Source organism: Pseudomonas sp. FW305-20 (assembly GCF_058788075.1).
This window is the reverse complement of record NZ_JBYTAJ010000005.1, coordinates 133,771-148,150: the sequence shown is the minus strand read 5'-3', so window position 1 is coordinate 148,150 and position 14,380 is coordinate 133,771. Positions and strand designations below refer to the sequence as shown.

Below are 14,380 nucleotides of genomic sequence, written 5' to 3'. Positions count from 1 at the left end.
TTTCTGACGAAACGCAGTTTTTTTGGATCTGTAACGCGCCGAGGATCGGGTGCAAGGTTTCGTTATGCATGGCAGGAGGCGTCACATGCGTTCATTTCTTCTATTGCTGATCGGGCTTGTCTGCGCGACCGCTGCCTGGGCCGAGCCGACGGCCGAGTTGTCGGAGCCGGTCGGCGGCTGGCGCTACAACGGCCTGCTCGATCGCAGCGAATACCCTCAAGTTGCCTATCCGACGCCGCCTATCGACCGAGGGGTGCAACGCAATCGCACCATGATCCAGGGCCAGCTCAAGGCCATCGGGACTCAGCGAGGGCCACATGCGCTGGCCGTCAACGGCAATCCGCTGAATCTGTACACCGACGACCAGGGGCGTTTCGCCCGGCCGTATGCGTTTGGCGCGGGGTCCAACAGCGTTGAAGTACGCAGCGCTGAAGGCAAGTCGCTCAAGCGCGTTCAATTCTATGAAGCCAACAACCTGCGCACCCCGGCGCGGATTCGCGTGGTGTTGGGCTGGGATGACCCGAAAGCCGAACTTGACCTGCACATCGTGACCCCCGACGGCCAGCACGCGTTCTGGGCTCGCCCGGCGATGAGCAACGGCGGCGGCCTGGACCCGGACGGTGTCGATGGTCCCGGCCCGGAAATGTTCACCATGACCGCGCCGATGCACGGCACCTATCTGGTTTACGTGAACTATTGGGGCAACTTCGGCAGTGGCGGCTATAACTTCGATGAAACCAGCAACCAGAACGAGGTGATCACCTCGCAGATCAACCTGGTGCTCAACGAAAACACTGTCGACGAAAAACGCGAGACCTTCATCGTGCCCCTGCGGGCCATCGGTGACCTGCTGCTGGTCAAGACTTTCAACTATTAAGCATCCCGCTCCACGGATGACATCGGGTTTTGTGAACATGAGCGATAACACTGTTTCTCCGGCCGCCGAAACGCCTGCAGCCAAAACTCCTCGCCGCTGGCCGGTGCTGCTGGCCGGGCTGATCCTGGTGGCGGGCGTCGCGGCCGGGTTGGGCTGGTTCATGCACAAACCCAAGGCGCCGCCGGCGGAGTTGGCCAGCGACAAACTGGGCATGAGCCGGCCGGACGGTCTGCTCGAAACCCACTCCTTGAGCCAGTTGCCCAAGGATTTGCTGGCGGTGCCGTTCCTCAAGGAAACCCTGACCGAAGATTTCGTCTTCTATTACGAAGCGCACGCTGATCGCCTCGGCTTGATCGGCAGTCTGCGGCGGATCATTTACGAACATGACCTGAAATTGCAGGACAGTTTGATCGAACAGCTCTTCGATCAACCGGCAGACGTGGCGCTGTGGCGTGGGGCGGATGGTCGGCTGAAAGACTTTTTGTTGGTGATGGATCGCGGTGGTCTGGCCAAGGTGCTGGAGCCGCTGGCGAAAGTAGCGCTGGATGATTCGCAGCTGACCCAATTGGTTGAAATCAAAGTTGCCGGCGATGTGGTGCCGCTTTATCAACTCACCTACAACCACAGCAAAGCGCTGCTGTTCGCCTCGCATGGCGACAAACTGGTGGTGCTGTCCAATCCGGCCAAACTGTATGACGCCGGCCACGGTCCGGTCGAAGAACCCGGCATGGTGTCGACTGAATCGCTGGAAGCACTGCTCGGCGGCCAGAAACTCTTCCCCGAAGCCTTCGGCCTGCCACCGCGCACGCCTGAGGTGAAACAACGCCTGTCGGTCAATTCCAGCGTTCTGGCCATGGGGTATCAACGTTTCATCCCGAACTTCGCCGGGCTGCGTTTCGACATGGACGACAAGGGCTGGCACAGCTTTCTGGCCATGGACGAACTGGACGACCAGCCGGATTTCGATTTCAAACCGATCTGGCAAGCCATGCCCATGGGTGCCAGTGCCTGCATCGCCTTGCCGCTCGCCGCCGAACAACAAAAACCACTACTGGTAAAACTCGGCGCGGAAGAAAAAGTGGCCCAGGCCCTGACCGAACACATGGCCGGTGCCGCTGGCCTGTGCTGGTACGCCGATTCGCGGTTGTACACGCCGCTGCTGGTGGCCAGCCTGAACGATGACGACAGCGCCAAACTCGACGGCGACCTGGGCAATCTGTTCGGCTCGATGGTCGGCGCCTACGAAGGCAACGTCGAAGAGCACGCGTTCCCGGTGATCGAGAAACAGCAAGGCCCAACCCACCAATGGCAGCGTCAGGTCAGCTCCAATTTCGGTCCTTACAAGGCCAAGGATGCTGAGAACCCGGACGCGATCACCGGCAAGGCGTTCATGAAAGTCAGCCTGGCGCGCCACGGTTCGACGCTGCTGTTTTCCCTCGACGACAAGCTGGTGGACAAAGCCCTCGGTACCCTCGACAAACGCTTCCCGCCGATGGCCGACGTGGTGCCCAAAGACCTGCTGATGCCGGTCTACTTCGGCCCGGATTCCATGGCGCAACTGATGCAACAGGAAACCCTCGACAGCCTGCCGCAGGACATGGAACCGGTGTTCTACAACGCCGCGCAAACCTACCTGATCCCGAAACTGCGCAAGCTCGGCGGCTACGGTAAATACGCCCTGACCTTGCCCGAAGGCAGCGAACCCGACGGCCACTGGCAATGGCTGCCACTGGAATGGAAAGCCCTGTGACAGCACTTATCCGAGGCCTCGGCCTGCTGGCGATGTTGCTGGGCAGTCGCGCATTTGCCGGTGACGCCGCACCGCTGGACCCGCAGCAATCCCAGGTGTTCCGCGCCTGGTTCGTGCGCATCGCCCAGGAACAACTGACCCAAGGCCCGAGCCCGCGCTGGTATCAGCAGGACTGCGCGGGCCTGGTCCGTTTTGCCGCCAACGAAGCGCTGAAAGTCCACGACGACAAATGGCTGCGCAGCAATGGCCTGTCCAACCGTTACCTGCCGCCAGAGCTGCAACTGAGCGAGGCGCAACGCGGCCTCGCCCAGCAATGGCAGCAGGGCGGCGGCAAGGTCGGGCCGTACGTCAACGCGATCAAACTGATTCAGTTCAACAGCCATTTGATCGGCCGCGATCTGGCGCAAGCCCGGCCCGGCGACCTGATGTTTTTCGATCAGGGCGACGACCAGCATCTGATGATCTGGATGGGCCGCTACATCGCCTATCACACCGGCACCACCACCCCCACTGACAACGGCATGCGCTCCGCAAGCCTGCAGCAACTCATGACATGGAAGGACACCCGATGGATACCCGACGCAGCCAACCCCAACTTCATCGGCGTCTATCGACTGAACTTCCTCTCCCAATGATCGGTGCCCGCATGTTGCGTTTTCTGCCTCTGCTATTGGTCCTGTTGCTGCCTTTTTCGGCGGTCAACGCCGAAGACACCGTCGAGCCGAGTGGCTACACGCCGGTGGCCGGCGAAAGCTTTTTCCTGCTGGCCGACAGCAGTTTTGCCAGCGACGAACAGGCGATGGTTCGCCTCGAAGCACCGGGTCGCGACTACCGTCGGTTCCGCATGGAGCCTTACGGCGGCGCCGACATTCGCGTATATCGCATCGACAAGCCGCTGGATTTTCTCAAGCGCCAGAAGAACTTGCACCGCGTAGTCAGCGACGGTCAGTTCAAGGGCGAAGGCCTGTCGAACACCCTCGCGTACCTGTGGGACAACTGGTACCGCAAATCCCGTCGCGTGATGCAGCGAGCGTTCTCCTACGAGTCGCGCAAGCAAGTCACCGAGGAAGTGCCGGAGCTGAAGATGGGCGCCGCCATGGCCGCGCCAACGCCCTACGATGCTCAGCCGCAATTCGCGCTGATTCCGGGCTTGCCGGTGGTCAGTCAATTTCGCTATCCGCTGTGGCAAGCCAAACCGATCCAGCCGCCTGAAGGCGTGAACCTGGCTGGTTCTTCCAGTGAGTTTGTCAGCGTTGCACCGGGCAACGTGTACATCCCGTTGGGCAATCTGAAACCGGGCCTGTACCTGGTGGAAGCGCTGATCGGCAAATACCGTGCGACCACCATGGTCTTCGTCTCCAACACCGTGGCGGTGAGCAAGATTGCCGGTGATGAATTGCTGGTGTGGGCCGCGCGCAAACACCAAGGCAGTTCGGTGCCGAAGGTGAATGTGCTGTGGACCGATGGCCTCGGCGTGATGAGCAGTGGCGCCACCGATGCCGATGGTTTGCTGCGTCTGAAACACGTCAGCCCTGAGCGTTCGTTCGTGATTGGCGAGGACGAAGAGGGCGGGGTGTTTGTCTCCGAAAACTTCTACTACGACAGCGAAATCTACGACACCAAACTCTATGCCTTCACCGACCGGCCGCTGTACCGGCCGGGGGATTGGGTGTCGCTGAAGATCGTCGGTCGCGAATTCAAGAACGCCCGCGACTCTGTGCTGCCCACTGCTGCCGACGTCAACGTGACCGTGCTCGATGCCACCGGCACGGCGCTGCAATCGCTGGCGCTGAAACTCGATTCCAAGGCCGGCACTCAAGGCCGTTTCCAGTTGCCGGATAACGCGGTGGCGGGTGGTTACGAGCTGCGTTTCAGCTACAAGGATCAGGCCTACAGCAGTGCCTTTCGTGTCGCCGAATACATCAAGCCGCACTTCGAGATTTCCCTGAACCTGGCCAAGCAGGATTACCGCACTGGCGAATCGGTGAAGGGCAGCCTCGTGCTGCTCTACCCGGACGGCAAACCGGTGGCGAACGCCAAGTTGAGCCTGAGCCTGCGCGCCCAACAACTGTCGATGGTCGACAACGAACTGCAATACCTCGGGCAATTCCCGGTTGAGCTGACCAGCACCGAACTGACCACCGATTCCAAGGGCAACGCGACGCTGGATCTGCCGGCGGCCGAGAAGCCGAGCCGCTACATGCTCACCGTGTTCGCCAGCGATGGCGCGGCGTATCGGGTCAAGACCACCAAGGAAATCCTCATCGACCGCGGCGCGGCGAGTTTCAGCCTGCGCGCGCCCCAGCGTTTTAGCGCGGTGGGCGACAAGGTTGCGTTCAGCTACTTGAACGAAGGCGGCAGCGAACAAAGCAAAGCGGTGACGCCGAGCAGCTATAGCTGGGTGCGCCTGGAAGACCAGACGGTTGGCGAAGGCAAACTCGCCGCGAAAGACAAAGGCTTCACCCTGGCCTTCGACCGTCCGGGTACTTACAACCTGACGTTGAAGGATGACCATGGCCGCGTGGTGGGCGCCACCGGTCATTCGGTTACGGGTGACGGCGTCAAAGCCGTGCCGGGCACCGTGGAAATTGTCCTCGATAAACCCGAGTACAAGTCTGGCGACGAAGCGCTGGCATTGATCACGTTCCCTGAACCGATCATCGATGCGCTGCTGTCCTTGGAGCGCGACAAGGTCGAGGCCACAGCGCTGCTGTCCAAGGGCGGCGACTGGCTGAAAATGGAAAAACTCAGCGAGACCCAATACCGCGCGCGGATCCCGGTGAAGGACAATTTTGCGCCGAACCTGACGTTCTCGGTGCTCTACACCAAGGGCGGTCAGTACAGCTTCCAGAACGCCGGCATCAAGGTAATCGCGCCGCAAATCGACGTGGCCATCGTCACCGATAAAGAGGCGTATCAGCCGGGCGATACCGTGTCGGTGGACTTGACCACACAGTTCGCTGGCAAGCCAGTTCCAGCGCACCTGACGGTCAGCGTGGTGGACGAAATGGTCTACGCGTTGCAACCGGAAGTGGCGCCGACCATCGACCAGTTTTTCTACCACCCGCGTCGCAACAACGTGCGCACCAGCGCCAGCCTGTCATTCATCAGCTACGACGTGGCATTGCCGGGCAGCCCTGGTGCACCGGGCAAAGCCAACCGTAGCGAGCGGGGCGTGAAAGTGCTGGAGCGGCCGCGTCGTGAAGACGTCGACACTGCCGCGTGGCAGCCGGAATTGATCACCGACGCCAACGGCAAAACCCGTTTCACCTTCAAGATGCCGGACTCGCTGACCCGCTGGCGCATCACCGCCCGGGCCATCGCCGATGACGGTCAGGTCGGGCAGAAGAAACAATTCGTACGCTCGGAAAAACCGCTGTACCTGAAGTGGAGCGGCCCGACCAAATTCCGCAACGGCGACAAACCGGATCTCGGCGTGTTCGCGTTCAGTCAGGCCGAGAAACCGGTCAAGGCTGAGCTGGTGATTCATTTCGGCGGTACCGAACAACGCGTCCCCGTGACGCTGAACAACGGCATCAACTACATCGCGCTGCCGGCGTTCGCGCTGGCCAGTGGCGAGTGGACGGCTGAGCTGGTGCAGGACGGCAAAATGGCTGATGCCCTGGCTGTGCGGCTGACCGCGACCGGCGAAGGCTGGCAGGTGACGCAGAGCCAAAGCCTGGACGTGGCCAGCGGTGATACGCCGCTGACCTTGCCAGCGGATGCGACGGAGATTCGCCTGCGTCTGGATGACAGTCCGCAAGCGCTGTTCCGCTCGGCACTCGACGATCTGTTGGGTTACCCGTACGGCGGCGTCGAACAAACGGCCAGTCGTTTGCTGCCGCTGAGCATTGCGTATCCGACCTTGTCGTCGAATCCGCAAATCCGTGATCGCTTGCGTCTGATCATGCAGAACAGCCGTCTGCGCCTGGTGCAAATGGCCGGGCCTTCGGCGAGCTTCACCTGGTGGGGCATGGACGGTGAACCGGATGCGTTCCTCACCGCTTACGCTTACTACGCCGACTGGCACGCCAGCAAAGCCTTGGAACTGAGCCTGCCGCCGGAGCATTGGCAGCGGGTGCTGGAAGTCTATTCGAAGCAGGCGAAAAACACGCCGCTGCTGCAGCGGGCGCTGATTCTGTCGTTCGCCAAGCAGATGCAATTGCCGGTGAACACCTTGCTCAGCGGTTTGATGGATGACTTGGCGAAAGCAGGCGAGGGCCATGCGGCGAACCTGATGGAGGATGGCGAAGACAGTATCGTCATGAGCGATCCGGATTCGGCGTTGGGTCTGGCGGCTGCTCGTGCGCTGACGGCCTCTTTGGCTAAGCAATCGAAGGTGACTCTGCCAGACGCCTTCAATCGTCAACTGGCTGATGCGCAACAGCGTTTGGCCGTCAGCTCGCAGCCGTTTGCCGAAGCCTTGAACCTGTCGCTGCAAGCCTTCGATCAGGCTCACGCGCAAGCATTGTTGCAACGATTGTTGCCACAGCAATCGACCCTGGAACGCGCATTGGCGCTGACCTGGTTGCAGCGCAGCATCGAACAGGCTTCGCCCACCATTGCACTGGCACCGGGTGAAGGCTGGAAGAAAAAGTACGGTGATACCGGTGAGATTTACTGGACGTGGCAGGGTGCTGAGACAGTGCCCGCCGTGCTGTCGCTGACCGGTACGCAAGAGCGTCCGTTGCGAGCGGCCTTGAGCTTCCAGACCCAACAACCTCTGGTTGATCCGATGGCCGTAACCATCACCCGACGGCTGTCGCGTCTGGTGCCGGGCGACGAAGCCTTCACCTTCAAACTGGAAGCGGTCGGCAACAAACCGTTGTCCAGCGACAGCCTGTATCTGGACGAAGTGATCATCACCAGCAAAGCCGCCAAACCACTGCGCTACGGCATGCTCGAAGTGCCGCTGCCACCGGGCGCCGATGTCGAGCGCACCACGTGGGGCATCAAGCTCATGGGCAAGGCGGGCACCGAACCATCCGCGTTGGAGAAAGCGCGTTTCGAGCCGGGGCAAATGGCTTATGCGATTCCGGTGGATGCCTTGAGTGGCGAATTGCGTCTGCGTCATTTGGTGCGTTTCTCGCAGAAGGGTCAGTTCAACCTGCCGCCGGTGCGATTCACTCAGGTCTACGCGCCCCAGCATCAGGCTCAGGAACAGAAACCGGCCCTGGGCCAGGTCACGGTCAACTGACATGACCCGACCTCTGGTCTGGTGGCTGCTTTGCTTGATCCCTGCGCTGGCGACAGCGCAGGACGAACCGCTGCGGCTTGGCTTCAAGGGTGAGTTGCTGTCGTTGAGCCAGACTCAGGTGATCGCGCGCGAGCCGTTGCCTGCTGATCTGCAGACGCCGCTGGGCAGTGTGTGGAAGTTGTTTGTCTATGGCTGGCTGGTGGAGACCAACGCCCATGAGCCGGCTTACGAATGTCGCGGTCAGTCGAAAGACGAAGTTTATTGCTGCACGGCGGGCGGTAAGATTGAGCGCGATCAGGCCTTGGTGAAGTCGTGCGGTTTGTACTTTGAACCGCAACGGCTGGGCATTGCTGGCGCAGACTGGCGCACGTATTGGCAGGCGCGGCAGGCACCGGAGTGGTTGCTGGACTTGCCTTCGTTGCAGCCTGCTACGCGAGTATCGGTGGCTGAATTGCTTAAGGTGCTAGCCGTGATGCCAGCGCAGGATCAAGCGCGGCGGGTGTTGCTGGATGTGGTGTTGAAGGCGGCTGACGGCAATGTCGTGGGCGAACTCGGCGGCCGATTGCGGGTGAAAACCTGGAGCTGGTTGGGGGATCAGGACCCTTCGTCGCGCCAGGGTGGGTTTGCCGGGTGGACGGTGGATGGCACGCCGGTTTGGGCGGGTGGGCGTGGGACCAGTCAAATGGTCTTGCGTCACTACGGTGGGGCGCTGGCTTCGGTGTTGCCGGTGAGTTGGCCTTCGGAGGCAGGACGCTGTGTCGAGGTGGGGCTGTTTTCACGCTACCCCATCGGGCGCGTTCTGGCGGGAGATCGTGTTGTTGAGTCCGGGCCCTTGCTGGGCGATTACCGCGTCGAATTCACCAATGGCAACCAACTCGATATCCACAGCGACGGCGAACTGTTTTTGCTGAAAGACAAACTGATCGCCCGTCTGGACCGCGAAGAATACGTCGCCCGCGTCCTGCAACGCGAAGCCAGACCCGAACCCGCCGAAGCCGCCAAGGCTTTGGCCATCGCCATCCGCACGTACCTGCTGCAAAACGCCACTCGCAACGGCGACTGCCTGAGCATCGACGACAGCAGCAGCCGCCAACGCGTCGCTCCACGTCCAGCCACCGCCGAGTCACGCCACATCGCCGCCTGGACCAGCGACCTGGTCCTCGCCGGCAGCAACGTTACCTACCACTCCGACCAGCCCGGCCCGAACAAACTCTCCTGGCAGCAAGCCGTCGAACAAGCCAACGCGGGCCAACGCTACGACGCCATCCTGCTCCACGCCTATCCCCGCGCCAGCCTCAGCCGCTGGGACAATCCAGTCGCTTCCTGCGAAGCGCTCCCCGCCGCGCAAGACTGGCTGGTGAACCAACGCCGCGGCTGGCGTCCGCGCCTGGAAAGCGAGGTTGGCTACAACGAAGTCAGCACCTTCGCCGTCTGCCGCCTGGCCTTCGGCCGCCCCTATGTCGACCGCGAACGCCAGCGCATTTACGTGCGCGGCGTGTTGTCGCTGCAAGACCGCCTCGACCTGACCCACGAATACCTGCACCTGGCCTTCGAAGCACACCCCAACGGCCAGGATGAAACCTACATCGAAGGGCTCGCCCGCCACCTCTTGCTGGAATAGGCCATGAAACTCCGTTACCCACAGGTCTTCCTGTTCCTCTGCTCCTTTTGCGTAGGGCCGACGACCTTCGCCGCCAAACTTGACACCCCCGTTGGCGGCTGGCGCACTGGCGCGCCGGCAGGCGAAGGCGAAAGCTTTCGCCAGATCGTCAACTACCCGGCCTCCTCGGTGAACACCCCGGCGGGGCAGGCCAACACTGCACGCATCACCGGACAAATCAACGCGACGCCCAAGTCCGGCGAGCCAGGCCGGTTGATCGTCAACGGCGTCAGCATGCCGCTGAAAATCGATGCTGCTGGACGCTTTGATCGTCCGTTCTCATTCCCCAATGGCAGCAACAGCGTCGAAGTCCGCAGCCCCGATGGCCAGCAACGGCATCGCACGCAATTCCTCAACGCCAGCGGCGGGGCCACTCCGGCGAAGTTGCGGGTGCTACTGGCTTGGGACAGTGACGGCACCGACCTCGACTTGCACCTCATCACACCCGACGGCGCCCACATCTGGTACGGCGACCGCGTTGTGCCTAATGGGGCGGCGCTGGATGTGGACGTGACGACGGGCTACGGCCCGGAAATCTTCGCCATGCCGGCGCCGATCAAGGGGCAGTATTTGGTGTATGTGAACTACTTTGGAGGTGGGTATCGGAGTGATGAGGAAGGGCAAGAGGACGCGGTTCAGCCGCTGACGACGGCGCAGGTGACTGTGATTACGGAGGAAGGGACGCCGGACGAGAAGATGGAGACTTTTTTGGTGCCGATGCGGGCGGTGGGGGAGTTGACGTTGGTTAAGGGGTTTAGTTATCCGTGAGGGTGAAATAAAGCAACCGCAGCGTTTTTACGTAGCTGCAGTCCCCGATCCTTGGTTGTCCGATTATTGCGATTCGTCCTCCATGAAGGCGTCATCACTGGCCAGCTCGCGCTCAATCTGTTCGATGCTGGGCAGGCTGGTTTGAAGCTCTGCCGGCAAGGATTCCACCAACGAGATCTTTCAGTGATTCGCGGGCAAGGTCGGATTGCGGTTTGGGCAACTGGCTATCGAAGTTGCTGACGGCCTTGCCGCTGCGCTCCAGCAGACGGGTCTCGATCTGCATTACCAAGATGTTGCGCGACCAGTTGTGCTTGATGGCCTGGGCGGCATACCAGCGGCGGGTTTCAGGACTGGACAATTTGTCCAGAAGCGCTATCTGGTGATACCACGGCAATTGTGCAAGCACCTCTTGCACAAATTCCGCGTCCGGCCACGCGCCAGCAAAAGCGCGCATGTATTTGAGGTTGCGTGGGGAAAACCCTTTCATATCCGGAAAAGCCGCGCGTAAATCCTGAGCCAAGCGGTCGATGACCTTAGTCCCCCAACCCTGCTGTGTTTGGCGGGTCAAAATATCCTGACCTATCTGCCAGTTCAGCAGCACCAGCTCGCGGTTCACCGCCAGAGTGGCACGCTGCTGGGCATTATGGATGCGGCTTTTAAGATCGATCAGCCAATCGCCTTAGCCGTCGGGAGGCATGCTCAGACTAGCGGGGGTGTCGCTCATGCTTTTATCCCTTATGGCTTTTTCGGCGGAGCGCGAAGATTAGTAAGCGCATTTATCGTGCGCAAGCAGGTTGGGCTTTCAAGGATATTTCCTTCAGAAGAAAGGGACGTTGCTTACTTTTAGGCTTCTGTTGCCGAATGCAAGAAGTAGGTCAGCATTGATGATTAATTCGATCCTGTGCATCTTTCGCTTGGCTTGTTTCACTCTTTCAAAGGGGGACGATCAAATTCAAGGCTATAGGTCATCCAGACTTACCTTGACTCGCTGAGGGGCGGCAAGACGTTCGGTGACCACGGCGATAAGGATTTCATCCTCTTCGCTGAGTAATGCTGCTTTGAAAGGCAGTTTCCCGCGTTCGGCGACGTATTGAAGAGTTTGGCGCAGGAGTTCGGAAGGCGTTACCCCGAGCTTTTCCAGCTCAGCAAATGAACGCTGCTTCAGATCATCGTCAATGCGGATGTTGATGGGAGCCATGGTGGATACCTGTAATGACGTTTGTCGTTACGGTGGCAATTGCGGCGCTGGCCCGACTACCCCTCGTTCAGAGTTTCAGATGACAGGCATGCTTTCTTCCAGACATTAAAAAGCCGGCTTGTGGCCGGCTTCTCGGGGACTGGCTTGGTTCATTTTTGGTAAACCGCGCCAGCCTTCAAAACGTACACCCGGATCTTGCGTCCGGCTGTGGGACTCGGCGAGAAAGTCATCTGCCTTGTCGGTGCGATCTGACGCCGCGAGGCGGGTCGATGCGCAAATGTGGGGCGCAGCATACTGATTTTTTTGCAGAATTCCCAGCATGGTGTGCGACCTAGAGCGATTGCAGTGACGTGTAGCAGCTGGCGAAGCCTGCGTTCGGCTGCGTAGCAGTCGTAAAACCATCTGACCCGGTGTTTCAGGTACACCGCGGATACTGGGTTCACGACTGCTACGCAGCCGAACGCAGGCTTCGCCAGCTGCTACACAGTTATGTGTTTACAGAAAAGGTATCGGTGGCCTGCGTTTGTTCAGGGTTGACCACCAGAACACCCATCCCAGAACCCTTATGTTTTGTTCTTCGATTTGTGGCGGCCGGAAGACTTCGTCCGGGTAATCGGAGCTGTTGTGGCTGCGCATGCGTATCGCGTTGCCTGGTACCCGGCTCAGGTATTTGATGCGCAACATGCCGTCGTGCTCGATTGCGTAAATCTCTCCGTCGACAATTTGCGTGAGCCCGCGGTCGATGGCGACGATGGAGCCATCTTCAATTCTTTCGGCCATGCTATTGCCAACCATGCGGGCGCAGATGGCATCGGCGTGGTTGATTTCCAGGGAGTCAAGATCGCTGCGCGGGAAGCGGATCGATTCGCTGGGGTCTTTGATGACATGGGTTTTATCGGAGCCGGGGGCTGTGGCCGTTTCTTTGTAAAAGGGGAGTTCGATATCGACTGGGTCGATGACCCGATAGGTGCCCCGGATTGACTGTGCGTCGAAGGTGTTGCCGGACGCGTCGATCAGGTGCAATTCCCGGGCGTCTTGGGGACCTTCGCCGGTTTTCAGCCATTCAGTGTTTACGGACAGTCTTCTGGCGACATCTTCCATGCGGTAGTCAGGCACTCCGCGGGTGTACCAGTTATGGACAGTTTGAGGATCGGAAATGCCCAGGAATTCGGCAAATCTCGTTGTCGTGATTTGTAGCTCTTTCAGGAGCATTCTGAATCGTGGACCGCAGGTTTTGTTCTTTTTCATAAACACGAGTCTAGCCGTGCGGCATAAGGCTTTGATTCAACAAAACGTTCAAATCTGGCGTGAAATTTAAGTCCTGATGTAAGACGTCTTTTGTAAAAATTAAACAAGAAAAAACCGGTTCGCCCGCCAGTTAAATGTGCTGTTGAACAGGGTTTTCAGGCACCCACAAAAAACCCCGGATCAACCGGGGTTTCTCGTTACAGCCGTTCGTGAGAGACGGCTATCAGCCTTTATAGGCAGCAACCGACTTCATGATCTCGGTGCGAGCGGCTTCTGCGTCGCCCCAGCCTTCGATCTTCACCCATTTGCCTTTTTCGAGGTCTTTGTAGTTCTCGAAGAAGTGCTTGATCTGTTCCAGCAGCAGAGGTGGCAGATCGGTGTATTCCTTCACGTCGACGTACAGCTGGGACAGCTTGTCGTGTGGGACTGCGATGACTTTGGCATCGCCGCCGCCGTCGTCGGTCATGTGCAGGATGCCGACCGGACGGGCGCGGATGACCGAACCTGGCGCTACCGGGTAAGGGGTCACGACCAGCACGTCGAGGGGGTCACCGTCGTCAGCCAGGGTGTTCGGGATGAAACCGTAGTTGGCCGGGTAGAACATCGGGGTGGCCATGAAACGGTCAACGAACAGGCAATCGCTGTCTTTGTCGATTTCGTATTTGATCGGCGCGTGGTTGGCCGGAATCTCGATCGCGACGTAGATGTCGTTCGGCAGGTCTTTGCCAGCCGGAATCTTGCTGTAGCTCATTGGGCGTTGCCCCCGTTAGTTGACCAAAATCACTTGGCCGGATTGACCAAAAAGTGGCGGCGATTATAGGCATATTCCGCCGCCGATGCTATGTACCAGAGGTCGTAGAGACCTTAGTCGCGTGCCTGATAGACCGGGTTCTCGGCCAGAAGTTGCCGCAGCCGGGGTAGCGGGTCCTGGCGATAAAACAGCTTCAGCTGCTCATAGACCTGAGGATACGCCTCGTGCAGCAAATCCGGGGCGCTGAAGAAGTATTCGCTGGTGACTGCGAAAAACTCGGCGGGGTTTTCCGCCGCGTACGGGTCGATGGCGGTGTCAGCGTCGGGATTGTGGTCCAGTTGCCGATCAAGGTCGTCGTAGGCCTCTTGCATGACTTTGGCCCAATCGCTGACCCGCATGTCGGCGTGCAGTGGCGGCAGGCCGTTGGCGTCGCCGTTGAGCATGTCGAGTTTATGCGCGAGTTCGTGGATCACCAGGTTGTAGCCTTCCCAGCCACCACTGGCCATCACGCCGGGCCAGGCGAGGATGATCGGGCCTTGCTGCCAGGCTTCGCCGCTGTGTTCGCCGTCCCATTCGTGCTCGACACCGCTGGCGTCGCGATGGCGCTGGGGGCTGAGAAAGTCGTCGGGATAGAGGACGATTTCGTGGAAACCCTGATACCAGTTCAGATCGCCCAGGTGCAGCAGCGGCAGTTGCGCCTGGGCGGCAAGCAGCAGGCGCTGCTCCTGATGGAGTTCGACGCCGGGCAGGGCGGTCAGGTGTTTGTCCTGGAGGAACAGCACGCTGGCTTCACGCAGCCACCGGTCTTCAGCGGCGCTGAGGCCATCGAGAAAACTCAAGTGATGACGCACCCGCTGCCACATGTCGTCGGCAATCGGGTGTTTGGCCAAGGTGCGCCGACGACGCCAGGCGCTCAGGGACCACATGGTGA

At 59.9% G+C, this 14,380-nt stretch carries 11 protein-coding genes and 1 pseudogene; 6 read left to right on the top strand and 6 right to left on the bottom strand.

Annotated features, from left to right (window positions below):
* Positions 1–85 precede the first annotated feature (85 nt).
* Genes AC3WP4_RS06505 through AC3WP4_RS06480 form a run of 6 tightly spaced genes read left to right on the top strand, consistent with a single transcriptional unit; the run spans position 86 to position 10,252 of the window.
* On the top strand, positions 86–877 hold the full coding sequence (locus tag AC3WP4_RS06505) for a YfaP family protein (RefSeq protein WP_074871255.1): 792 nt from the start codon (positions 86–88) through the stop codon (positions 875–877).
* Between the two features lie 37 nt (positions 878–914).
* Positions 915–2,627 (top strand): DUF2138 domain-containing protein, encoded by a 1,713-nt coding sequence (locus tag AC3WP4_RS06500; RefSeq protein ID WP_102615748.1) that lies wholly within the window; start codon positions 915–917, stop codon positions 2,625–2,627.
* Positions 2,612–3,262 carry a DUF1175 domain-containing protein gene (locus AC3WP4_RS06495; protein WP_074871252.1) on the top strand — a complete coding sequence of 217 codons (651 nt, stop codon included), beginning with the start codon at positions 2,612–2,614 and terminating at the stop codon, positions 3,260–3,262. The genes AC3WP4_RS06500 and AC3WP4_RS06495 overlap by 16 nt, the downstream gene beginning before the upstream one ends.
* Entirely contained in the window at positions 3,259–7,824 is a 4,566-nt protein-coding gene (locus AC3WP4_RS06490) for an alpha-2-macroglobulin family protein (RefSeq protein ID WP_102615749.1), read from the top strand. Before AC3WP4_RS06495 ends, AC3WP4_RS06490 begins: the two co-directional genes overlap by 4 nt.
* A 1-nt stretch (position 7,825) precedes the next feature.
* Positions 7,826–9,445, top strand: coding sequence for a DUF2300 domain-containing protein (locus tag AC3WP4_RS06485; RefSeq protein ID WP_102650638.1), 1,620 nt, complete (start codon positions 7,826–7,828; stop codon positions 9,443–9,445).
* Between the two features lie 3 nt (positions 9,446–9,448).
* On the top strand, positions 9,449–10,252 hold the full coding sequence (locus AC3WP4_RS06480) for a YfaP family protein (RefSeq protein WP_102616760.1): 804 nt from the start codon (positions 9,449–9,451) through the stop codon (positions 10,250–10,252).
* Positions 10,253–10,427: 175 nt separating this feature from the next.
* Here AC3WP4_RS06480 and AC3WP4_RS06475 read toward each other — a convergent pair.
* The 6 genes and pseudogenes from AC3WP4_RS06475 to AC3WP4_RS06450 form a co-directional block, all read right to left on the bottom strand.
* Positions 10,428–10,922: pseudogene (locus AC3WP4_RS06475) on the bottom strand (DUF1016 N-terminal domain-containing protein); the annotation flags it as partial.
* A 288-nt stretch (positions 10,923–11,210) separates the two neighbouring features.
* The gene (locus tag AC3WP4_RS06470) at positions 11,211–11,450 is read right to left on the bottom strand and encodes a type II toxin-antitoxin system RelB/DinJ family antitoxin (protein WP_102616761.1); all 240 of its coding nucleotides are present in this window, start codon (positions 11,448–11,450) and stop codon (positions 11,211–11,213) included.
* A gap of 105 nt (positions 11,451–11,555) precedes the next feature.
* The gene (locus tag AC3WP4_RS06465; protein ID WP_074871242.1) at positions 11,556–11,771 is read right to left on the bottom strand and encodes a hypothetical protein; all 216 of its coding nucleotides are present in this window, start codon (positions 11,769–11,771) and stop codon (positions 11,556–11,558) included.
* 174 nt (positions 11,772–11,945) lie between these two features.
* Entirely contained in the window at positions 11,946–12,698 is a 753-nt protein-coding gene (locus AC3WP4_RS06460) for a S24 family peptidase (RefSeq protein ID WP_074871240.1), read from the bottom strand.
* A gap of 223 nt (positions 12,699–12,921) precedes the next feature.
* Entirely contained in the window at positions 12,922–13,449 is a 528-nt protein-coding gene (gene ppa, locus AC3WP4_RS06455) for an inorganic diphosphatase (protein WP_028620880.1), read from the bottom strand.
* 113 nt (positions 13,450–13,562) lie between these two features.
* Positions 13,563–14,375: a M90 family metallopeptidase gene (locus tag AC3WP4_RS06450; protein ID WP_102616762.1), complete on the bottom strand. Its 813-nt coding sequence runs from the start codon at positions 14,373–14,375 to the stop codon at positions 13,563–13,565.
* Positions 14,376–14,380: the final 5 nt, after the last annotated feature.